Origin of the sequence: Actinomadura graeca (genome assembly GCF_019175365.1) — a bacterium.
Classification (GTDB): Bacteria; Actinomycetota; Actinomycetes; order Streptosporangiales; family Streptosporangiaceae; genus Spirillospora; species Spirillospora graeca.
Genome location: NZ_CP059572.1, coordinates 127,323 through 146,819 on the forward strand (window position 1 = coordinate 127,323; position 19,497 = coordinate 146,819).

Annotated in this window: 19 protein-coding genes and 1 pseudogene; 9 read left to right on the forward strand and 11 right to left on the reverse strand. The window is 72.9% G+C overall.

From position 1 onward, the window contains the following. The first annotated feature begins 23 nt into the window (after positions 1 to 23). Positions 24 to 272 carry a hypothetical protein gene (locus AGRA3207_RS00575; RefSeq protein WP_231332571.1) on the forward strand — a complete coding sequence of 83 codons (249 nt, stop codon included), beginning with the start codon at positions 24 to 26 and terminating at the stop codon, positions 270 to 272. 23 nt (positions 273 to 295) lie between these two features. Here AGRA3207_RS00575 and AGRA3207_RS00580 read toward each other — a convergent pair whose 3' ends face one another. Together AGRA3207_RS00580 and AGRA3207_RS00585 are read right to left on the reverse strand one after the other, a co-directional pair. Continuing rightward, a complete protein-coding gene (locus AGRA3207_RS00580) occupies positions 296 to 784 on the reverse strand; it encodes an NUDIX domain-containing protein (RefSeq protein WP_231332572.1) in 489 nt (162 codons plus the stop codon). A gap of 305 nt (positions 785 to 1,089) precedes the next feature. Next, positions 1,090 to 1,584 (reverse strand): MarR family winged helix-turn-helix transcriptional regulator, encoded by a 495-nt coding sequence (locus tag AGRA3207_RS00585; protein ID WP_231332573.1) that lies wholly within the window; start codon positions 1,582 to 1,584, stop codon positions 1,090 to 1,092. 94 nt (positions 1,585 to 1,678) lie between these two features. Between AGRA3207_RS00585 and AGRA3207_RS00590 the strand changes: the two genes are divergently transcribed. From AGRA3207_RS00590 to AGRA3207_RS00600, 3 genes are all read left to right on the forward strand, one after another. Beyond that, positions 1,679 to 2,662 (forward strand): ATP-binding cassette domain-containing protein, encoded by a 984-nt coding sequence (locus AGRA3207_RS00590; protein ID WP_231332574.1) that lies wholly within the window; start codon positions 1,679 to 1,681, stop codon positions 2,660 to 2,662. A 2-nt stretch (positions 2,663 to 2,664) separates the two neighbouring features. Further along, a complete protein-coding gene (locus AGRA3207_RS00595) occupies positions 2,665 to 3,543 on the forward strand; it encodes an ABC transporter permease (RefSeq protein ID WP_231332575.1) in 879 nt (292 codons plus the stop codon). A gap of 191 nt (positions 3,544 to 3,734) precedes the next feature. Further along, entirely contained in the window at positions 3,735 to 4,886 is a 1,152-nt protein-coding gene (locus tag AGRA3207_RS00600) for an esterase-like activity of phytase family protein (RefSeq protein ID WP_231332576.1), read from the forward strand. Positions 4,887 to 5,033: 147 nt separating this feature from the next. Here the strand turns inward: AGRA3207_RS00600 and AGRA3207_RS00605 are convergent, their stop codons facing one another. The 3 genes and pseudogenes from AGRA3207_RS00605 to AGRA3207_RS00615 form a co-directional block, all read right to left on the reverse strand. Next, a complete protein-coding gene (locus tag AGRA3207_RS00605) occupies positions 5,034 to 6,407 on the reverse strand; it encodes an RNA polymerase sigma factor (RefSeq protein ID WP_231332577.1) in 1,374 nt (457 codons plus the stop codon). A gap of 259 nt (positions 6,408 to 6,666) precedes the next feature. Then, positions 6,667 to 7,737 (reverse strand): cation diffusion facilitator family transporter, encoded by a 1,071-nt coding sequence (locus tag AGRA3207_RS00610; protein WP_231332578.1) that lies wholly within the window; start codon positions 7,735 to 7,737, stop codon positions 6,667 to 6,669. A gap of 58 nt (positions 7,738 to 7,795) precedes the next feature. After that, positions 7,796 to 8,979: pseudogene (locus AGRA3207_RS00615) on the reverse strand (AMP-binding protein). Positions 8,980 to 9,110: 131 nt separating this feature from the next. On the opposite strand from AGRA3207_RS00615, the gene AGRA3207_RS00620 reads away from it, so the two are divergent. After that, on the forward strand, positions 9,111 to 10,010 hold the full coding sequence (locus AGRA3207_RS00620; protein ID WP_231332579.1) for a 1,4-dihydroxy-2-naphthoyl-CoA synthase: 900 nt from the start codon (positions 9,111 to 9,113) through the stop codon (positions 10,008 to 10,010). Positions 10,011 to 10,082: 72 nt separating this feature from the next. Here AGRA3207_RS00620 and AGRA3207_RS00625 read toward each other — a convergent pair whose 3' ends face one another. Both AGRA3207_RS00625 and AGRA3207_RS00630 read right to left on the reverse strand, forming a co-directional pair. Further along, a complete protein-coding gene (locus AGRA3207_RS00625) occupies positions 10,083 to 10,808 on the reverse strand; it encodes a hypothetical protein (RefSeq protein ID WP_231332580.1) in 726 nt (241 codons plus the stop codon). Further along, the gene (locus AGRA3207_RS00630) at positions 10,805 to 11,146 is read right to left on the reverse strand and encodes a PadR family transcriptional regulator (RefSeq protein ID WP_231332581.1); all 342 of its coding nucleotides are present in this window, start codon (positions 11,144 to 11,146) and stop codon (positions 10,805 to 10,807) included. The genes AGRA3207_RS00625 and AGRA3207_RS00630 overlap by 4 nt, the downstream gene beginning before the upstream one ends. 300 nt (positions 11,147 to 11,446) lie before the next feature. Between AGRA3207_RS00630 and AGRA3207_RS00635 the strand changes: the two genes are divergently transcribed. Both AGRA3207_RS00635 and menD read left to right on the forward strand, forming a co-directional pair. Beyond that, complete coding sequence (locus AGRA3207_RS00635; protein ID WP_273699984.1) at positions 11,447 to 12,400, forward strand: o-succinylbenzoate synthase; 954 nt, start codon at positions 11,447 to 11,449, stop codon at positions 12,398 to 12,400. Next, complete coding sequence (menD, locus tag AGRA3207_RS00640; protein WP_231332582.1) at positions 12,397 to 14,067, forward strand: 2-succinyl-5-enolpyruvyl-6-hydroxy-3-cyclohexene-1-carboxylic-acid synthase; 1,671 nt, start codon at positions 12,397 to 12,399, stop codon at positions 14,065 to 14,067. Before AGRA3207_RS00635 ends, menD begins: the two co-directional genes overlap by 4 nt. A 163-nt stretch (positions 14,068 to 14,230) precedes the next feature. Here menD and AGRA3207_RS39680 read toward each other — a convergent pair whose 3' ends face one another. Together AGRA3207_RS39680 and AGRA3207_RS00645 are read right to left on the reverse strand one after the other, a co-directional pair. Then, a complete protein-coding gene (locus AGRA3207_RS39680) occupies positions 14,231 to 14,353 on the reverse strand; it encodes a hypothetical protein (RefSeq protein ID WP_273699985.1) in 123 nt (40 codons plus the stop codon). Positions 14,354 to 14,427: 74 nt separating this feature from the next. Continuing rightward, positions 14,428 to 15,228, reverse strand: a complete 801-nt coding sequence (locus tag AGRA3207_RS00645; protein WP_231332583.1) for a tyrosine-protein phosphatase — start codon at positions 15,226 to 15,228, stop codon at positions 14,428 to 14,430. A gap of 283 nt (positions 15,229 to 15,511) precedes the next feature. Here AGRA3207_RS00645 and AGRA3207_RS00650 point away from each other — a divergent pair, with 283 nt between their 5' ends. Further along, positions 15,512 to 16,555, forward strand: coding sequence for a fatty acid desaturase family protein (locus tag AGRA3207_RS00650; protein WP_231332584.1), 1,044 nt, complete (start codon positions 15,512 to 15,514; stop codon positions 16,553 to 16,555). 71 nt (positions 16,556 to 16,626) lie between these two features. Next, complete coding sequence (locus AGRA3207_RS00655; protein ID WP_231332585.1) at positions 16,627 to 17,442, forward strand: Fpg/Nei family DNA glycosylase; 816 nt, start codon at positions 16,627 to 16,629, stop codon at positions 17,440 to 17,442. A gap of 76 nt (positions 17,443 to 17,518) precedes the next feature. Here the strand turns inward: AGRA3207_RS00655 and AGRA3207_RS00660 are convergent, their stop codons facing one another. Together AGRA3207_RS00660 and AGRA3207_RS00665 are read right to left on the reverse strand one after the other, a co-directional pair. Beyond that, on the reverse strand, positions 17,519 to 18,115 hold the full coding sequence (locus tag AGRA3207_RS00660; RefSeq protein ID WP_231332586.1) for a YbhB/YbcL family Raf kinase inhibitor-like protein: 597 nt from the start codon (positions 18,113 to 18,115) through the stop codon (positions 17,519 to 17,521). A gap of 146 nt (positions 18,116 to 18,261) precedes the next feature. Beyond that, the gene (locus AGRA3207_RS00665) at positions 18,262 to 19,497 is read right to left on the reverse strand and encodes an isochorismate synthase (protein ID WP_231332587.1); all 1,236 of its coding nucleotides are present in this window, start codon (positions 19,495 to 19,497) and stop codon (positions 18,262 to 18,264) included.

Sequence of the window (19,497 nt, forward strand, 5' to 3'; positions counted from 1 at the left end):
CGGGCGGAGAGGAGGGAGACCCGATGGCGATCTGCGAGGTCTGCGGTAACGACTACGCGCTGTCCTTCGAGGTGCACGCCCAGGGCGGCGTGCACACGTTCGACTCGTTCGAGTGCGCGATCACCCGGATGGCGCCCATCTGCGAGCACTGCGAGTGCCGTGTCCTCGGGCACGGTGTCGAGGTGGACCGGCACTGGTACTGCTCGGCCCACTGCGCCCGCGCGGCCGACCCCGAGCGCGCCCGGCACATCAACGACGCCGCGCCCGTGTGAGCCGGGCGCGGCGGGCGGGGTCTTCAGGGGACGGCGCCGAAGGGCTGCTCGCGGCCGTTCTCCAGGTAGACGGCGCGCCGCTCGGCCATGGCCCGCAGGCTGTGGGGCATCCGGCGGGCGATGTGCGGCGGCGCCAGCTCGGAGATCTTCTCCGGCGTCACCAGGACGTGGTCGGAGAGCTCCTCGGGCGGCAGCCGGATCGCCCCGGCCTCGGCGGCGGTGATGGTACCGCCGAAGACGAAGACGTTGACGGAGTCGACGCCGTTCTGCGGGGAGCACCAGTCGACGCAGACGAGGCCGTCCAGGCGGGGGACGAGGCCGAGCTCCTCCTCGCACTCGCGGACGCAGGCGGCGAGGGGCGACTCGTCGGCCTCGATGACCCCGCCGGGCAGGAACCAGCCCTCCTTGTAGGTGGGCTTGACCAGGAGGACCTGTCCCAGGTCGTCTAGGAGCAGGGCCGCCGCGGCGCCGCGGGTACGCGGCAGGGAGGCGTAGTACGCAAGGTCAGGCATGTACCGAGGGTAGGCGTGACGGGCACCCTCCGGATCGGCCGCCGAGGACGCGGGACCGCATCCGTCCGCGGGATCGGCGCGGTGCCGCGAATCCGTTCGGTAACCGCCCGAACGATGACGAAAGGGCCATGACTGGGGGCGACAACGCTTGACACGAGATCGTCAAGGGGTGGGACGGGCCCGTGCGCTGACGGGTGGCGGGCCGCTGACCAGGGCGAACGTCGCCGGGCGAAGATCGGGCTCAGAGGTGAGGGTCCCTTAACACGGTGGTGACAAAGGCGGCGCGTTCGCGAAACGGCCCGCGGTCACCGTCCGGCGTGCGATCCCCGGTCCGCGGGACGGCCGGGCGGCCGGGCGGTGAAGCGCGGGTCGTGGTGGGCCAGCACCCGCAGCATCAGGTGCGTGAACTGTTCGAGCTCTTCTGGTGCGAGGGGGCCGAACAGCAAGGCGTCGAGATGGTCGCGGCGCTCGCGGGCCGCGCTGAGGAACAGCCGTCCCGCCTCGGTGACGCCGAGGGCGTAGCGGCGCCGGTCCTCGGCGTCGCGGCGCCGCTCCACGTAGCCGGCCTCCTCCAGCGTGTCCACCAGGCCGACGATGTCGCCGGCGTCCATCCGCAGGTGCTCGCTCACCTCGCGCTGCGACAGCGGCCCCAGGCGCGCCACGCAGCCCAGGACCATCAGGTGGGGGAGGCGCACGCGCTCTCCGGGGAAGATCCGCGCCGAGGTCCGCCGGGCGAGCCTCAGGAGCTCGAACAGCAGGTAGGACGGTGAGTCGCGCAGCGGGTCCGGCTTCTCCTGCACGGCCCCTCCCTTGGCATCGCTAATTTCTCTTGACCTGAGAGATAGGGGAATCCTACCGTTGGATGGTCCAAAAGCCGAGCACGCGGGAGGCTTCATGCCGGGCGCGGGGCCGGCCGTCGAGGTCGACGGCCTGATCAAGAGATTCGGCGACGTGGAGGCGGTGCGGGGGATCGGGTTCGCGGTGCGGCCAGGGGAGACCTTCGGCTTCCTCGGCCCGAACGGCGCGGGGAAGTCCACCACGATCAACATGCTCTGCACGCTACTGCGTCCCTCGGGCGGCACCGCGCGGGTCGCCGGGCACGACGTGGTGGCCGAGCGCGACGCCGTGCGCCGCAACATCGGGCTGGTGTTCCAGGACCCGACCCTCGACGGCTACCTGTCGGGGGAGCAGAACCTGCGCTTCCACGCCGAGCTGTACGGGGTGCCGCGGTCGGCCACGTCCGCCCGCATCGCCCAGGTGCTCACCATGGTCGGGCTGTGGGAGCGGCGCGGTGACCGGGTGCAGACCTACTCGGGGGGCATGAAGCGGCGGCTGGAGATCGCGCGCGGCCTCCTGCACTCGCCGCGCGTGCTGTTCCTGGACGAGCCGACCGTCGGCCTGGACCCGCAGACCCGGTCGTCGATCTGGGAGTACATCCGGCAGCTCAAGGAGGCCGAGGAGATCACGATCTTCATGACGACGCACTACATGGACGAGGCCGAGTACTGCGACCGGATCGCGATCATGGAGAAGGGCGAGATCGTGGCGCTGGACACCCCCGGGGCGCTGAAGGCGGGCGTCGGCAAGGACCGGGTGCGCATCGAGACCGCCGACGACGAGGCCGCGATCACCGCGCTGCGGGACGGGTTCGGGCTGGAGGCGGTGGTGTCCGAGGGCGCCGTCGCCTTCGCGGTGGCCTCGGGGGAGGCGTTCGTGCCGCGGCTGTTCGCGGAGCTGGGAGTGCCGATCAGGTCGGTGAGCGTCTCGCGGCCGTCCCTGGACGACGTCTTCATGTCCTTCACCGGGACGACGATCCGCGACGCCGAGGCCGGCGCGAGCGACCACATGCGCATGATGATGCGCATCGCGAGGAGGTGACGATGACGAGCACCGCTCCCAGCGCCGGGGTCGTGCGGGTCACGGTGCCCGAGCGCAGCGTCCGGCACGACCTGCGCGCGGTGAAGATCGTCCTGCACCGGGAGCTGATCCGTTTCTGGCGGGACAAGCTGCGGATGGTGTCGGGCCTGATCCAGCCGGTGCTGTGGCTGCTGGTCATGGGCACGGGCCTGTCGAACCTGATGGCCAGTGGCGGCGGGCCCAGCGGGGACGTGGACCTGAAGACCTTCATCTTCCCCGGCGTCTGCGCGATGTCGGTGATGTTCACCGCGATGTTCTCCGCCGGGTCGATCGTGTGGGACCGCGAGTTCGGGTTCCTGCGCGAGATGCTCGTGGCGCCGGTCGCCCGCGGCGCGATCGTGGTGGGCAAGTGCGTCGGCGGCGCGCTGGTCGCGACGCTGCAGGGCATGGTGATCGTCCTGCTGGCGGGCCTCGCCGGGGTGCCCTACGACCCGCTCCTGCTGCTGGAGCTGGTCGGGCTGATGTTCATCGGGGCGTTCGCGCTCACCGGGTTCGGCGTGATGATGGCCGCGCGGATCAAGAGCATGCAGTCGTTCTTCGGCCTCATGCAGATGGCGATGATGCCGATGATGTTCCTGTCGGGCGCGCTGTACCCGCTGAGCGGGCTGCCGACCTGGCTGACCGTCCTCACCCGTTTCAATCCGCTGACCTACGCGGTGGATCCGCTGCGCCAGGCGGTCTTCGCGCACCTGGACGTCTCGCCGGCGCTGGAGCGGACCTTCAACCCGGGCGTCACCTGGAACGGCTGGGTCGTCCCGGTGTGGCTGGAGGTCTTGATCGTCCTGCTCATGGGGCTGGGGCTGATGGGCGTGGCCATCCTGGAGTTCCGCCGCGCCGAGTGAGCGACCCTGCGGCGGGCCGTCCTCCCCGGAGGCCCGCCGGGTCGTGGCGCGCCCGGAGCCGCGCCGCGCCTGTACGAAGAAAAGCACCGCGCCGCGCGGTGCCCGCGCATAACCTTTGCGAACGGAGTGGATTCGGTCCTAAGCAAAGGGTGACATTGAACGCGAAAAGATTTAAGGCGGTCAATCGCGGCGTGGCGGCGGTGACCGCGGTCCTGGCGGCGGCGACCGCGGCGGTGGCCGTGGACGCCGCGGCGCCGCGCGCGGACGCCGCGGCCCCGGCGGCGGCGCCGCAGCCGCTGCGGATCACGCGGTTCCTCGGCGAGCGGCGGCTGCCGCACATGATGAAATTCCAGGACACCACCGTCGGGGGTCTGTCGGGCATCGACCGGGACCCGCGCACCGGCACCTGGTACTTCATCTCCGACGACCGGTGGCGGTACGACCCGGCGCGGTTCTACACCGGCCGGCTGGACATCGACCCCGGAAGCGGGGCGTTCACCGATGCCAGGATCACCGGGGTCACGACGCTCCAGCGGCCCGGCGGCGGCCCCTATCCGGCGTACGGCAAGCCCGAGTCGGCCGATCCGGAGACGATCCGCTTCGACGCGTGGAGCGGCCGGCTGCTGTGGGGGCACGAGGGCGACCGCCCGGACGCGACCCACCAGGACATCCCCGTGTCGGACCTCTTCGTCCGCTGGTCGGACCGGGACGGCCGGTACCGGGGCGGGCTCCGGATCCCCGCCAACCTCTCGCTGACCGACGCCGACCGCGGCCCCCGGCGCAACTTCGGGTTCGAGGGGCTCACGTTCACCCCGCACGGCATCGCCGCGATGGTGGAGGGCCCGCGCTACGAGGACGGCGAGCCGCCGACCGTCGAGCACGGCTCGGTGACCCGCCTGACGCTGTGGAGCCGTGACGGGCGCCCGCAGGCGCAGTACGCCTACCCCGTCGACCCGCTCCCGGCGGCGCCGATCCCCGCGGGCGGCGCCGCCGACAGCGGCGTTTCGGAGATCCTCTCCGCCGGTGACGGCCGCTTCCTCGCGCTGGAACGGTCGTGGATCGAGGGCGTCGACTACAAGGTCAGGCTGTACGAGTTCGACGTCCGGGGCGCCACGAACGTGCTGTCCCGCGACAGGCTGGCCGACGGTGCCCGGTACCGTCCGGCGGCCAAGCGGCTCGTCGCCGACCTCGGCCGCTACAGCACGCCGACGCAGAACCTGGAGGCGCTGGCCTGGGGGCCGCGCCTGAGGACGGGGGAGTGCACGCTGGTCATCGGGTCGGACGACAACTTCGACAGCCGTGAGACCACGCAGTTCCTGGCGTTCGCCGCCCGGGGCTGCTGACCGGGTATCGCTGACCGGGCGCGGCCGACCGCGCAGGACCGACCGCGCAGGACCGACCGCGCAGGACCGACCGCGTACGGCACGTGGCCCGCCGGATCGCTGAGATCCGGCGGGCCCCGTCTCGCGTCGGTGTCCGGGCGGCGCGGGTCAGACCGCGAAGTCCAGGAGGGGACTGGCGTTGCTGGGGTGCCGCAGCTTGGACAGCGACTCCTTCTCCAGCTGGCGGATCCGCTCCCGGGTCAGGCCGAGGGCCCTGCCGATCTCGTCGAGGGTGCGGGGCGTCCCGTCGTAGAGCCCGAACCGCATCGCCATGATCTTGGCCTCGCGGGGGGACAGGATGTCCAGGGTGCGGCGCAGCTGGTCGGCCATGAGCTGGCGGTCCACCAGCTCGGCGGCCTCGGGGCTGTCGGTGTCCTCGATGAGGTCGCCGATCCTGGTCTCGCCGTCCTCGCCGATGGTGGAGTCCAGGCTGATCGGCTGGCGGCTGGTGCGCAGCAGCTCGCGGATCTGCTCGGGGCTCCTGTCCAGCTCGACGGCCAGTTCCTCGGGCGTGGGCTCGCGGCCGAGGCGCTGGTGCATGTCGCGCTCGACGCGGCTGAGCTTGCTCAGCATCTCCAGGACGTGGACGGGCAGCCGGATCGTGCGGGCCGAGTCGGCGAACCCGCGCTGGATGGCCTGCCGGATCCACCACATCGCGTAGGTGGAGAACTTGTAGCCCTTGGAGTAGTCGAACTTCTCGACCGCCCGGATCAGGCCGAGGTTGCCCTCCTGGACGACGTCCAGCAGCGACAGGCCCCGGTCGGAGTACTTCTTGGCGACCGACACGACGAGGCGGAGGTTGGCCTCCAGCATGTGGGCCTTGGCGCGGCGGCCGTCGGCGGCCACCCACTCCAGGTCGGCGCGGACGCGCGGGCCGGGCCGCTCGGTCTCCAGCTTGTGCTCGGCGTACAGGCCGGCCTCGATGCGCTTGGCGAGGTCCACCTCCTGCTCGGCTGTGAGCAGCTGCCGCCGCCCGATCGCCTTGAGGTAGGTGTGGACGGAGTCGCCCATGGTGGTCGACTGGTCGTCCAGGTCCGCGGCGGAGTCGGCGGCCTCGACTTCGGTGACCTCGAAGCCCTCGTCCGTGGCGTCCTCGGCGGCCTTGCGGGTGGTCTTCCCGGCCGTCTGCGCGGCGCTCTTGCCCGCGGGCTTCGCGGTGGCCTTCCTGGTGGAGCGCTTCTTGGGGGCGGTCTTGGCCAGGGCGGGCTCGCTCCCGGCGTGGTCGGCGGTGCCGTTGGCGGTGGTGCCGTTCGCGGCGGCCGCGTGCCCGGCGGCGTCGCCCTCGCCGGCGAGGGAGATGCCGGACTCCGACAGCTCGCGCAGCAGGGAGCGGCCCTGCGCGGGGCTGATGCCCGCGGCCTCGAAGGCCCCCCGCACCTCGTCGAGCGAGAGGCGCCCCTGGGCGCGGCCACGCTTGAGGAGCTCGTCGAGTGCCGGGCTCGCGGGCTCCGTGAGCGGGGTCTGTGCGGCGGTTCGCGGCATGAGGACGCCCCCCTCCCTTCAGTGGTGTGAGTGCGGCGCGTCATTTTCGGTCCCTGGTGGCGCACGCACTTATCGCAACGTCGCACGGCCGGGTCGTTGTTCCCGGTGTGCCGGACCGGCCGTCCTGCCGGAGGGCCTCGGGGAGGCCGGTCCAGGCGGTCGTGGTGCCCGGAATGGGCTGTTTCATGCCGTCAGGCCGCCCCGATCCGACCTTACTGCGTAAAGGGCCGGAGCCGGGGCCAGGGCAACGTGATAGACCTCACCCGGATCCCGGCTCCCGCGGCCGCAGCGTCCGGCCGTACCGCGCGATGACGCGTTCACGCAGCTCGGGGTCGTCGCGGGGCACCGGCTCAAGGAAGACCTCGTCGATCTCCTCGTGGGCGGCGCGCAGCTCGCGGGCCATCCGGACGCAGGCGCGCTCGACGTCCCCGGCGGTCAGGGCGTCGCGGAAGTCGAGCCGGGCGCAGACCAGGACGCGGTCGGCGCCCACGGTCATGGTGACGATGTCGACGACCCAGTCGACCTCGGGCGCGGCGCCGAGCCGGTCGCGGACGTCGGCGACGACGCGGGGGTCGGCCTGGTTGCCGATGAGCAGGTTGAGGTTGATGCGGCCGAGGACCAGCGCGACGGCGGTGAGCAGCACCCCGATGAGGACCGATCCGACGCCGTCCCAGGCGGCTGCGCCGGTGAGCTGGTGCAGCCCGAGGCCGGCGAACGCCAGCAGAAGGCCGATGAGGGCGGCGGAGTCCTCCAGCAGGACGCTGATCGCGGTGGGCTCGTCGGTCCGGCGGATGTAGGCGGCGAGGGGGAGCCGCTCGTCCCGGGCGGCGCCGCGGACCTGCCGCAGCGCCTGCCGCCACGAGATCCCCTCCAGCACGAACGAGACGGCGAGGACGCAGTACCCGGCCAGCGGGTCGGCCTCCCCGCCGCGGTGGCCGGTGAGCGTCTGGAAACCCTGGTAGAAGGCGAACAGCGCGCCCATCCCGAAGATCGCGACGGCGACGAGCAGCGTCCAGATGTAGCGCTCCTTGCCGTAGCCGAGGGGGTGGCGCCGGTCGGCGGGGCGGCCGCTGCGGCGCAGCCCGACCATCAGCAGCACCTCGTTGAAGGTGTCGGCGATGGAGTGGGCGGCCTCGGCGGCCATCGACGCCGACCCGGTGGCCACCGCCGCGACGATCTTGGCGATGGCGATCCCGAGGTTGGCGGCGAGCGCGAGCAGGACGGTCAGGCCGCTCTCGTGCTCCGGCCGTTCGTGCTCCGGCCCGTCGTGCCCGGCGCGGCGCTCCTCCCGGTGCCCGCCGCCGGGCGGGTCGCCGTGCCCGTTGGTCATGGTGGACGTCCTGCCCCGGTGATCGCCTCGCCATGCGCGTCCGGATGCTCCGCCGCGGCTACCGCCCGGAGGCGGGGACGCGCAGGCGGGCCCGGTCGGGCTTGCCGGAGGCGAGCAGCGGGATGGCCTCGACCAGTTCCAGCTCGCGGGGGCCGCGTGCGCGGGCAGGGTCTCGCGCACGAGTGCGCGCAGCTCGGGCAGGGCCGGTGCGGCGGGGGCGCCCGGGACGGGGACGATCACCGCGGTGACGCGCTCACCCCATTCGGGGTCGGGCCGTCCGACCACCACCACGTCGCGGACGCCGGGATGGCGGGACAGCGCGGTGGCGACCTCGCCGGCGACGACCTTCTCGCCGCCGGTGTTGATCACATCGTCGACGCGGCCGCGGACGCGCAGCCGGCCGTCCTCGACGGTGCCGAGGTCCTGGGTGAGGAACCAGCCGCCGTCCAGGGCGGCTGCGGTCAGGTCGGGGCGCAGCCGGTAGCCGCCGAACAGGGACGGACCGGTGAGGCGGATGCGGCCGCCGTCGCCGATGGCGGCGCGCATCCCGTCCAGGGGGACGCCGTCGTAGACGCAGCCGCCGGACGTCTCGCTCATGCCGTAGCTGGTGAAGACGCGTCCGCCCCGGGCGCGGGCCTCGTCGAGCAGGCCGGGCGTGGCGGCGGCGCCGCCGAGGACGACGGCGCCGAGGCGCGACAGGTCGGCCCCGGCGTCCAGGAGGCGGCGAAGCTGGGTGGGGACCAGCGCGGTGTGCACGCCCGGGGCGGCCGCGGCGGTGACGGCGGCGGTGTCGAAGCGGGGGAGGATGATCGGTTCGGTGCCGGAGACGAGGGCGCGGACGAGGACCTGGACGCCGGAGATGTGGCTGGTGGGCAGGCAGCACAGCCACCGGTCGCCAGGGGCGGCGCCGATGCGGGCGAGGGTGCCGGCGGCGGAGTGCCGGAGCGCGGCGGCGGTCAGCTCGACGAACTTCGGGGCGCCGGTGGAGCCGGACGTGGCGATCAGCACGGCGGCATCGCCGGGCACGGGGGCCGCGGACGTGCCGCCATCGTGGCGGGTGAGGCCGTCCTCGGTCTCGACGGAGCAGGGGGCCAGGGCGCTGAGGAGGTCGCGCAACGCGGGCGCGGGCAGGCCGGGCGGCAGCGGGCACACCGCGGGCCCCGTGCCGTCGAGGGCCGCCGCGAGCGCCCTGAACAGGCGGGGGCCCGGCGGGAGGACGACGGCGTGCAGGCGGCGATCCATGATCCCGCCAGGGTAGACGACTGCGCTGAACGTGTTCAAACGGAGGTGGCGTCGCCGTGGCGGCCCCGGCGACGCGGTTGAATGGGCCGGACCGCCGCGCCGGCGCGGCGGACCCGGCAGGAGAGGAAGACATGGTCTCGGAGCTGTTCGACGCGGACGCGTGGAAGGAGGTCGAGGGCTTCGGCTTCACCGACATCACCTACCACCGGGCCGTCGGCCATGGGACGGTGCGGGTGGCGTTCGACCGTCCCGAGGTGCGCAACGCCTTCCGCCCGCACACCGTGGACGAGCTGTACCGGGCGCTCGACCACGCGCGGATGTCCAGCGACATCGGATGCGTGCTGCTGACCGGCAACGGGCCGTCGCCGCGGGACGGCGGCTGGGCCTTCTGCTCGGGCGGCGACCAGCGGATCCGCGGGAAGGACGGCTACCGGTACGCCGAGGGTGAGACGTCCGACACGATCGACCCGGCGCGCGCGGGGCGGCTGCACATCCTGGAGGTGCAGCGGCTGATCCGGTTCATGGGCAAGGTCGTGATCTGCGTGGTCCCGGGGTGGGCGGCGGGCGGCGGGCACAGCCTGCACGTGGTGTGCGACCTGACCCTGGCCAGCCGGGAGCACGCCCGGTTCAAGCAGACCGACGCGGACGTGGCGAGCTTCGACGGCGGGTTCGGGTCGGCGTACCTGGCGCGGCAGGTCGGGCAGAAGTTCGCGCGGGAGATCTTCTTCCTGGGCGATGCCTACGACGCCGAGGCCGCGCACCGGATGGGGATGGTGAACGCGGTCGTCCCGCACGCCGAGCTGGAGGCGACGGCGCTGGAGTGGGCGCGGAAGGTCAACGGCAAGAGCCCGACGGCGCAGCGGATGCTGAAGTACGCCTTCAACCTCGTCGACGACGGGCTCGTGGGGCAGCAGGTGTTCGCCGGGGAGGCGACGAGGCTGGCCTACGGCACCGACGAGGCGGCCGAAGGGCGGGACTCCTTCCTTGAGAAGCGCGACCCCGATTGGTCGCCTTTCCCGTGGCACTACTAGCAGTTTCGCCGTTCGGTCCGGGGTTTACGGGCGACCCCGCCCCCTGGCCTCCGACCTGCTGATCCAGCGAGATCAGAGCGTGCGCTTCGTCCCGTGCGGCGGGGTGGTGGAGAAGCAACTGGCAGGGGGATTGACGAGAAAGAACGCCTGGGTGGTGCTGGGTTCGTCCTCGCCGGGTGCGGCGTCCGTGCGACCGGCCTGTGCTCCTCGGTTCTTCGAGGACAGGGGGATCGGTCTCGCCACTCGAAGCAGTCGCTTTATTACGACGAAGCTCAGGGTCGAGTAGCCAAGGGCGCCGCCTCCGCCTATCACGGTGGCGGAGCTGGGGAATGCGCGGTCGGTGAAGACATCCATGCCCGCGAACGTCAGCGCCAGGGCGACGCCTGTCAGGCTCCCGAGGAGCGCCACCAGGAGCAGCCAGCGGTGTTCGGCGGTCGGGGTCGCTTCTGCCAGCTCGCGACGCAGGTCACGGAGCTGCTTGAAGAGGTCGGCCAGGGCTCCGCCGAGTCCGCGTGGTGCCTGCCGGGTTCTGCGGATCGCCCGCCGTGCGATCGCGGTGAGTGCGGGGATGGAGAAGCGGAGGGCGGTGGCGAGTTTGGCGATGTTGCTGGTCTGGCCTGCGACGCCGCCGGCCCATTCTTCGGCGTACCCGTCGGCGGCGGCGGGGTCGTGGGCGTAGATCTGCCGGGCGGACCAGATGATGATCTTGCGGGAGGTCGTGGAGGCGAGGGCGCTGAGCTCGGCGACGGCCAGCCCGGCGGCGATGCCGCAGACAATGGCGATCATGGTCGCGGTCATGTGCCCTCCCGGGTGGGGAAGGCGGTGCCGCCGGGTGCTCGCCGGTGCTGTCGCCTGAGGGCTTTCGGCCGGCGTCGCAGCAGCACCTGCCTGGCTTCGATGGCGCCGGTGGGGGAGAGGGAGTAGTAGCGGCGCCGGGGGCGGCCGTCGGGGTGGCCGGTCTCCCATTCGCGTTCGACCCAGCCTGCGTCGAGGAAGCGGTCGAGTGCGCGGTACACGGTGGGGCCGTGGCGGCCGGTCATCTTCATGATCTCCCAGCCGTGGAGCTGGACCTGCTGGGAATGTGCGTTCAGGAGCGTCTCAAGGATGTCGAGTTGCGCCCCGGTCACCCGTTCCATGGGTACTAATGTACCCATCAGAGGGCGTCCCGTCCCGGCGGATGTGCCGCGAGGTACGGCTATCCGCCGGCTGGTGAAGGTCAGAGGGGCTTACAGGGCCGGACCGGCTCGGCTGGGAACCATCGGGAGCCTGGCCGGACGGGGTCCGTGCGGTCGGGTACGGATCTCGCGACACGTTCCGGCATGAGAGTCTGGGCTTGAGCAGCTGGAACAAACCGGTGCGTCATGACTTGGGCCCATCCGATACGTTCTCTGGGGTACTACTTATTGTTCGGTAAGGGCGCGGCAGGGGGTCAGCGGGTGCGGGTCTACTCCATCCCGATGCGGACGCGGTTCCGCGGCGTGACGCGGCGGGAGGGCGTCCTGTTCCGCGGCCCCGCCGGCTGGGGGGAGTTCTCGCCGTTCGCCGAGTACGGCCCGGCCGAGTGCGCGCGCTGGCTGGCCGCGGCCCGCGAGGCCGCGGTGGAGGGTTTCCCCGCGCCGGTCCGCGACCGCGTCCCGGTGAACGCGACGATCCCGGCGGTCGGCCCGGAGACGGCGTTCGAGATGGCGAAGGTGTCGGGGTGCGGCACCGCGAAGGTGAAGGTCGCCGAGCGGGGGCAGGACGACGCCGACGACATGGCGCGGGTGGAGGCCGTCCGTGACGCGCTGGGACCCGACGGCCTGATCCGCGTGGACGCCAACGGCGGGTGGGACGTCGAGCACGCCGCGCGGATGATCCGGTCGCTGGACCGGTGGGGGCTGGAGTACGCCGAGCAGCCGTGCGCGACGCTGGAGGACCTGGCGCTGGTGCGGCGGCGTGTGGACGTGCCGATCGCGGCGGACGAGTCGATCCGCCGGGCGGAGGACCCGCTGAGGGTCCGCGCCGCCGGTGCCGCGGACGTGGCGGTGCTGAAGGCGCAGCCGCTGGGCGGGGTGCGGGCGGCGCTGCGGGTCGCCGAGGCGTGCGGGCTGCCCGTGGTGGTGTCGAGCGCGGTGGAGACGTCGGTGGGCCTGGCGGCGGGGGTCGCGCTGGCGGCGGCGCTTCCGGACCTGCGGTACGCGTGCGGCCTGGCGACGCTGTCGTTGCTGGAGGGCGACGTGGTGCACGATCCGCTGCGGCCGGTGGCCGGTGAGATCGCGGTGCGCCGTCCCGTCGTGGACGAGGAGGCGCTGCGCCGGTTCGAGGTGCGGGACGCCGGGCCGTGGCGGCGCCGCGCGCTCGCGGCGCAGGCGCACATGGACGGCCCGCCGGTGATCGGGGAGGCGCGTTGAACCCGGCGACCGCGCTGTCGGCCGTCGTGGTGGACGAACTGCTGCGCTGCGGGACGACCGACGTGGTGCTGGCGCCGGGGTCCCGCTCCGCTCCGCTGGCGCTGGCGCTGCACACCGCCGAGGAGGCGGGCCGGGTCCGGCTGCACGTGCGGATCGACGAGAGGTCGGCGTCGTTCCTGGCGCTGGGCATGGCCAAGCGCGCGGGCCGTCCGGTGACGTTGATCTGCACGTCGGGGACGGCGGCGGCGAACTTCCATCCGGCGGTGATCGAGGCGCACGAGTCCGGTGTCCCGCTCATCGTGATCACCGCGGACCGTCCGCCGGAGCTGCGTGACACCGGTGCGAACCAGACGGTCGACCAGGTGAAGCTGTACGGGACGGCGGCGCGGTGGAGCACAGAGATCGGCGTGCCGGAGAACCGCCCGGGGATGGTGGCGTACTGGCGGTCGCTGATCAGCCGGGCGTGGGGGCTGGCGCAGGCGCCCGTCCCGGGGCCGGTGCACCTGAACGCGGCGTTCCGGGAGCCGCTGATCCCGGACGGGGACGAGACGTGGTGCGAGCCCCTCGATGGTGACGCGACGGGGGCGTGGACGAAGGTACGGGCCGCCACGCCGGGGTCGGTCCTGCACGTCCCGCCGACGCGCCGCGGGGTCCTGGTGGTGGGGGACGGCGCGGTCAACGTCAAACGGTACGTGGCGGCGGCGTCGATGGCGGGCTGGCCGGTGCTCGCCGAGCCGAACGGCAACGCCCGCTACGGCGACCACGCGCTGTCGTCGCACCATTTCCTGCTGGGCGTGCCGGAGTTCGTGGAGCGGCACCGCCCGGAAGTGGTGGTGACGCTGGGGAAGCCGGGGCTGTCACGTCCGCTGCTGTCGCTGTTGCGGCGGGCGGAGGAGCACATCGTGCTGGCGCCGGACCTGGCGCACTGGCCCGATCCGGTCCGGTCGGCGACGCAGGTCGCGCCGGAGGTGGAGATCCCGGTGGTCTCGGGTGACGATGTGTGGCTGAAGTCCTGGCGGACGGCCGACCTCGCGGCCGCGGCGGCGGTCGACGCGGTGCTGGACGCGGTGACCGAGGTGAGCGAGCCGAGGCTGGCGCGGGACCTGGTGGCGGCGCTGCCGGGCGGGTCGCTGCTGTTCACGGCGGCGAGCATGCCGATCCGCGACCTGGACCAGGTGATGCGTCCCCGGCGCGGCATCCGGATCATGGCCAACCGCGGGGCGAGCGGCATCGACGGGCTGGTGTCGTCGGCGATCGGCGCGGCGCTGGCGCACAGCGGCCGCTCGTACGCGCTGCTGGGCGACCTGGCGTTCCTGCACGACCAGAACGGCCTGATCATGGGCCCGCACGACCGCCGCCCGGACCTGGCGATCGTGATCGTCAACAACCGGGGCGGCGGGATCTTCTCGCTGCTGCCGCAGGCGGCGATGCACGGGCCGTTCGAGCGGGTCTTCGGGACCCCGCACCGCGTGGACCTGGAGGCGGTCGCGGCGGCGCACGGTGTCCCGTACCGGCGGCTGGACGCGGCGGCGGACCTGCCCAAGGCCATCGCGGGGGAGGGGCTGCGGATCGTGGAGGCCCGCACCGACAGGGAGGCGAACGCGGTCCTGCACGCCGAGATGCGCAAGGCGGCGCACGCCGCCGTCCGCTCCGTCCTCCAGCACTGACGACCTACGCGTCGCCACGACCCTCAATCATTTCAACCCTCAAATTACAATGTAAAGGCGCTGGACGTTTAGCAACTCCACAACCTCTGAAAAACTAAGAACAACACCCACATGAGAACTCGAACCGCCATTCGCCTTACCGGGGTTGCGCAGTCGATGCAGCTCAGGCGCCGTCGTGCGCGGTAGGCCGATCGGCTGGGATCGCGAGGGTGCGGGTCGGCGGGGCGTCGGCGGGACGGGCGAGCAGGTTGCGCAGGGTGGTCCGGTGGGGCGGGCGCGGTGTCATGGGTGTGCCTTCCGGGTAGCGGGCCGGTGATCCCGGCGCTACCCCTCGGCCGCATGACTACACCATGGGTGAAGTCAGCCGAGGAGGCGGTCGCGGAGGGCGCCGGTGTCCTCGTCGGTCCAGCCGTGGGCGGTCAGCCAGGCGAGGGGGCCGCCGGATCGCTCGTCGACGCAGTCGAGGAACCTCGTCATCGTCGCGGCGCGGGGGCGGTGGGTGTCGGCGGGGCGGGAGTCGAGGTCGGCGGCGTAGGTGCCGCTGGCGCGGAGCCTGCCCAGGATGCGTTCCATGCGCTCGCCGCTGAGGGCGTAGTCGGAGACGATGGCGTCCCGGGTGACGCCGACGACCTCCAGTGCCAGGGCGCAGACGACGCCGGTGCGGTCCTTGCCGGCGGCGCAGTGGACGAGTGCCGCGCCGTCGGTGCGGGTCATCACCCGCAGGGCGGCGACGATGGAGTCGGCCCGGTCGGCGAGGTAGCCGTGGTAGTGGCCGAGGGAGCGGTCGTGCTCGGGGACGTCGTCGGTGTCGTCCTGCCAGGGGAGTGCCGTCCGGGGGGAGGCGGGCAGGTCGGCGGCGGCGTCGGTGTGGCGGCCGCCTTCGGCGAACAGCGAGAGCTGGTGGATGGTCACGGCGGGGACGCGGGTCAGCGGTCCGGGGCCCTCCAGGCGCACCTCGGCGTCGGTGCGCAGGTCGATGATGTTCTTGAGGGCGTAGTCATCGAGGAGGACGCGCAGGTCGGTGACCGAGAGGTCCTGGAGGTTGTCCGAGCGCAGCACGCGGCCCCAGCGTGTCGAGCCGCCGTCGGTGGTGGGGAGGCCGCCGAGGTCGCGGGCGTTGGCGGCGCCGTCCAGATCGATCCACCGAGTGCATTCGTTCATGGCTTATGACCCTATAGGTCTGTTCTGACTCTTCCTTGACTCAGGGTGCCCCATTGTCTGATACGTCCCGGTATGCGCATTGACTCCGTCCCTGCCCGGGGTGGTGCCGGGGGACGACGTGTCCCGGCCGCGTCGGTGGCCGGAGCGATCTGTCATGGGCACACCGGGACCTGCGAGTGAGAAGGCGGATGGCTCCGTAGCGTGGCGACCTGGCGCATCTACGCTCCGTAACTTGGCGACCCGGCGGCCCGGACGGGCGCCGAGTCCCACGAATGGAGCCTTCATGCCCGCGACCCTCGATGCCCCTCCCGCCTCTCCCGGCAGGGCGGGTGCCGGCAGCGACTTCGCGCCGCTGGCGCGGCAGGTCCGCGCGAGCGGGCTGCTGGATCGCCGCACCGGCTACTACGCGAGGGCGATCGGGCTGAACCTGGCCGCCACGGCGGCGCTCTGGGCGGCGGTCGCGTGGGCGGGCGGGTCCTGGTGGGTGGTGCTGCTCGGGGTGCCGCTGGCGGTGGTGTCGGCGCGGACCGCGTTCCTCGGCCATGACGCGGGGCACCGGCAGATCGCCCGGAGCGCCCGTGCGAACCGGGTCCTGGGGCTGCTGCTGGGCAACCTGCTGCTGGGCATGGGGCATGGCTGGTGGACCGACAAGCACAACCGTCACCATGCCAATCCCAACCATGTCGGCAAGGACCCGGATGTGGGCGAGGGCGTCCTGGCCTGGACGCGTGAGCAGGCGGCGGGCCGGCGCGGTCCGCTGCGGTGGGTGGCGCGTCATCAGGCGCTGCTGTTCTTCCCGCTGCTCACGCTCGAAGGGCTGAACCTCAAGGTGGGGAGTGCGCTGTTCCTGCGCGGGCGGTCTCGGCGTGAGCGTGTGGTCGAGGGCGGGCTGCTGGCGTTGCACGCCGCGTTGTATGTGGGCCTGGCGTTCACGCTGGTGTCCCCGGCGAAGGCGCTGGTCCTGATCGCTCTGCATCAGGCGTTGTTCGGTGTGCACCTGGGCAGTGTGTTCGCGCCGAACCACAAGGGGATGGCGATGCCCCGGCCGGGGGAGCGGTGGGGTCATCTGCGGCGCCAGGTGCTGACGTCCCGGAACGTGCGCGGCGGGCGTGTGACCGACTGGTTCATGGGCGGGCTGAACTACCAGATCGAGCACCATCTGTTCCCGGGCATTCCGCGGTGCAACCTGCGCCGTGTGCAGCCGCTGGTGCGTGAGCACTGCGCGCGGGTGGGGCTGCCGTTCACCGAGGCCGGGCTGGTCGCGTCCTACCGTGAGGCGCTCGGGCACATGCGTGAGGCGGGGGCGCCGTTGCGGGGCCGTCCCTGAACCGGTCCGGGACGGGAGGATCCGGGACCGATCCGGCCCGTGGCGGGTGCTCGCGCGCCTATGCTGGCCAGGTGCCCGAGGGACACACCATCCATCGTCTGGCCGCCGAGCATCAGCGGATGTTCGGCGGCCGTGCCGTGCGTGCTTCGAGTCCGCAGGGGCGTTTCGCCGTGGGGGCCGCGGCCGTGGACGGGCAGGTGCTGGTCCGGGCCGACGCGCATGGCAAGCATCTGCTGCTTGTGCTGGCCGATGAGCGGACGCTGCACGTCCATCTGGGGATCTATGGGACGTACACGTTCGGGTCGCTGCCCGCGCCCGAGCCGACGGGTGCGGTCCGGCTCCGGCTGGCCGGGGCGGCGCATTTCGCGGATCTGCGGGGGCCGAGCAGGTGCGAGCTGCTGGAGCCGGGGGTTGTGAAGGTGCTGCGGGACCGTCTCGGGCCGGATCCGCTGCGTGCGGACGCGGATCCGGATGTGGCGTGGCGGCGTGTGTCCCGGAGCCGCACGGCGATCGCGGTGCTGCTGATGGACCAGTCGGTGGTGGCGGGGCCGGGCAACATCTACCGGGCGGAGGTGCTCTTCCGGCAGGGCGTGGACCCGCGGCTGCCGGGGCGGCGTCTGGCGCGGGAGCGGTGGGCGGCGATCTGGGACGATCTGGTGCTGCTGATGGCGGACGGGGTCCGTGCGGGGCGGATCGACACGGTCCGTCCGGAGCACACGCCGGAGGCGATGGGGCGTCCGCCGCGGGTGGACGGCCATGGCGGTGAGGTGTACGTGTACCGGCGTGCGGGGCAGCCGTGCCTGGTGTGCGGCACGCCGGTCCGGGCGGCGGAGCTGGCCGCGCGGAACCTGTTCTGGTGTCCGGTGTGCCAGCCCGCGGCGGTCTGATCGTCCCTGGTGGGCCGGTGGAGGGCGGGGCCGCCCCGCCCGGCCGCGGGCGGCCGGGGAGGCGGCGGCGGTGGTGTCAGGATTCGCCGGTGATGCGTGCGGAGCCGATCGACGCCTGGGTGATGGTGCGGGCGGCGGTCTGGATGGAGGAGTCGGCGTCGAGGTTGTCCAGGGTGGCCTTGTTGAGCGCGTGGACGACGAATTCGTAGGTGTTCACGCTGTTGGGGGAGCAGGGGCCCTGGTATCCGAAGAGGCTGGCGCTGCCGCGGTAGTAGATCTGCCGGGAGCCTTTGGGGACGGGGGGCTGGTAGACGTGCTCGACGTTCTGGGGGAGCGACGTCGCGGTCGCGGGGATGTCGTAGATGATCCAGTGGAGCAGGTTGTTGTTGTCGAGGTCGCGCATGATGAGGGCGTAGCTCTGCGCGGCGGCGGGGGAGCCGGTCCAGGCCAGGGGCGGGGATTCGTTCTTCTGGCGGGGGTCGTTGCCGCCGCTGGTGCATTCGTGGACCTTGGGGATGGTGCCGCCCTCGGTGAAGGCGGTGCTGGTCACCGTGAACGCGGCGGGCGCGGCGGGGGGACGGGGGGACGCGGCGGCCGGCGGCGCGGCGGCGCAGGACAGGCCGGTGGCCGAGGCGGCGATCAGGGCGTACGACATGACTCGTTTGGTGATCATGAGTGCTCCTCAGGATGGTTCGGTCCTGGTGGCGCCCGCCCGCTCTCGGAACTGCCGTCGTCGTGTGGCTCCGTGGCCGACAGTGTACGGATCGCCCCTTTTTATCCGCTACCGTCCATTTCTGGCGGGCAGTCGGGGGCGGGGGTTCAGCCCTGCAGGGCGTAGCGCATGACGCCGAACTTGGTCTGCGCTTCGGCCAGTTCCGCCGCCGGGTCGGAGTCGGCGACGATGCCGCATCCGGCGAACAGCCGCGCCCGCGTCCCGTCGAGCTGGGCGCAGCGCAGCGCGATGCCCCATTCGCCGTCGCCGCGCGCGTCCACCCAGCCGACCGGCCCGGCGTAGCGGCCCCGGTCCATGCCCTCCAGCTCGCGGATCAGCTCCGCCGCCACCGGCGTCGGCGTCCCGCACACCGCGGGCGTCGGATGCAGCGCGGCCACCACGTCCAGGACCGACCGGTCCCCGGCCAGCCGTCCCCGCACCGGCGAGGCCAGGTGGATCAGGTTCGGCAGCGTCAGCGGCTCGGGCTCGTCCGGGACGTGCAGTTCCGCGCACAGCGGCGCGAGCGCGTCGCGGACCATCTCCGCGGCGTAGGCGTGCTCCTCGCGGTCCTTGGCGGAGGCCAGCAGGCGCGCCGTCCGCTCGGCGTCGCCGGCGGGTCCCGCGCCGCGCGCGGTCGTGCCCGCCAGCACCAGCGACTCCACGTCGCCGCCGGTGCGGCGGATCAGCAGCTCCGGCGTCGCGCCGACCAGTCCCGCACACGCGAAGGTGTAGCAGCCGGGGAACCGCGCGGCGAGCCGCCGCAGCAGCACGCGCGCGTCGATCGGCTCGGCCGCGCGCACGGCCAGGTCCCGGGCCAGCACCACCTTGCCCAGCGCGCCGCCGCGGATCCGCCGTACCGCCGCGGCGACCGCGGCCTGCCACGCCGGTGCCGGGAGCGCGCCGTCGTTCCAGGTCAGCGAGGACGGCTCCGCCGGCGGGCGTACCAGCGCCAGCGGGTCGGGGGCCTCGCCGATCGTGGTCAGCCATGCCCGGCCGCCGCGGCGCCCGAGTACCTGCCGGGGCACGATCAGCACCGAGTCCGGCGACGCCGGGTCGAACCCGAACCCGCCGAACGCCACCGGCCCCGACCCCGGCACGCCGACCCGGTCGTCGACGCCGGCCGCGCCGAACAGCTCGCCCAGTGCCCGGCCCGCCGCCGCGAAGCGGTCCGCGCCGCCCGGCAGGGTCACCCGCGCGGCCTCGCCCCAGCCGACGATGCCCTCGCCGTGCCGGACCCACGCCAGCGCGGCGGGGTCGGGCAGGCGTGAGATCAGGTCGCCAGGGTCGGGGATCGGGACGCTGCGGACGGACAGCCGGTCCGGTGCGGTCACGGCGAGGTTCAC

Bases quoted from the DNA above. Each gene is read 5' to 3' on its own strand.
- AGRA3207_RS00645 (WP_231332583.1), bottom strand. From the start codon at position 15,228: ATGAACGAATGCACTCGGTGGATCGATCTGGACGGCGCCGCCAACGCC.
- AGRA3207_RS39680 (WP_273699985.1), bottom strand. From the start codon at position 14,353: ATGACACCGCGCCCGCCCCACCGGACCACCCTGCGCAACCTGCTCGCC.
- AGRA3207_RS00630 (WP_231332581.1), bottom strand. From the start codon at position 11,146: ATGGAACGGGTGACCGGGGCGCAACTCGACATCCTTGAGACGCTCCTG.
- AGRA3207_RS00595 (WP_231332575.1), top strand. From the start codon at position 2,665: ATGACGAGCACCGCTCCCAGCGCCGGGGTCGTGCGGGTCACGGTGCCC.
- AGRA3207_RS00660 (WP_231332586.1), bottom strand. From the start codon at position 18,115: ATGATCACCAAACGAGTCATGTCGTACGCCCTGATCGCCGCCTCGGCC.
- AGRA3207_RS00590 (WP_231332574.1), top strand. From the start codon at position 1,679: ATGCCGGGCGCGGGGCCGGCCGTCGAGGTCGACGGCCTGATCAAGAGA.
- AGRA3207_RS00610 (WP_231332578.1), bottom strand. From the start codon at position 7,737: ATGACCAACGGGCACGGCGACCCGCCCGGCGGCGGGCACCGGGAGGAG.
- AGRA3207_RS00650 (WP_231332584.1), top strand. From the start codon at position 15,512: ATGCCCGCGACCCTCGATGCCCCTCCCGCCTCTCCCGGCAGGGCGGGT.
- AGRA3207_RS00620 (WP_231332579.1), top strand. From the start codon at position 9,111: ATGGTCTCGGAGCTGTTCGACGCGGACGCGTGGAAGGAGGTCGAGGGC.
- AGRA3207_RS00575 (WP_231332571.1), top strand. From the start codon at position 24: ATGGCGATCTGCGAGGTCTGCGGTAACGACTACGCGCTGTCCTTCGAG.
- AGRA3207_RS00605 (WP_231332577.1), bottom strand. From the start codon at position 6,407: ATGCCGCGAACCGCCGCACAGACCCCGCTCACGGAGCCCGCGAGCCCG.
- AGRA3207_RS00625 (WP_231332580.1), bottom strand. From the start codon at position 10,808: ATGACCGCGACCATGATCGCCATTGTCTGCGGCATCGCCGCCGGGCTG.
- AGRA3207_RS00580 (WP_231332572.1), bottom strand. From the start codon at position 784: ATGCCTGACCTTGCGTACTACGCCTCCCTGCCGCGTACCCGCGGCGCC.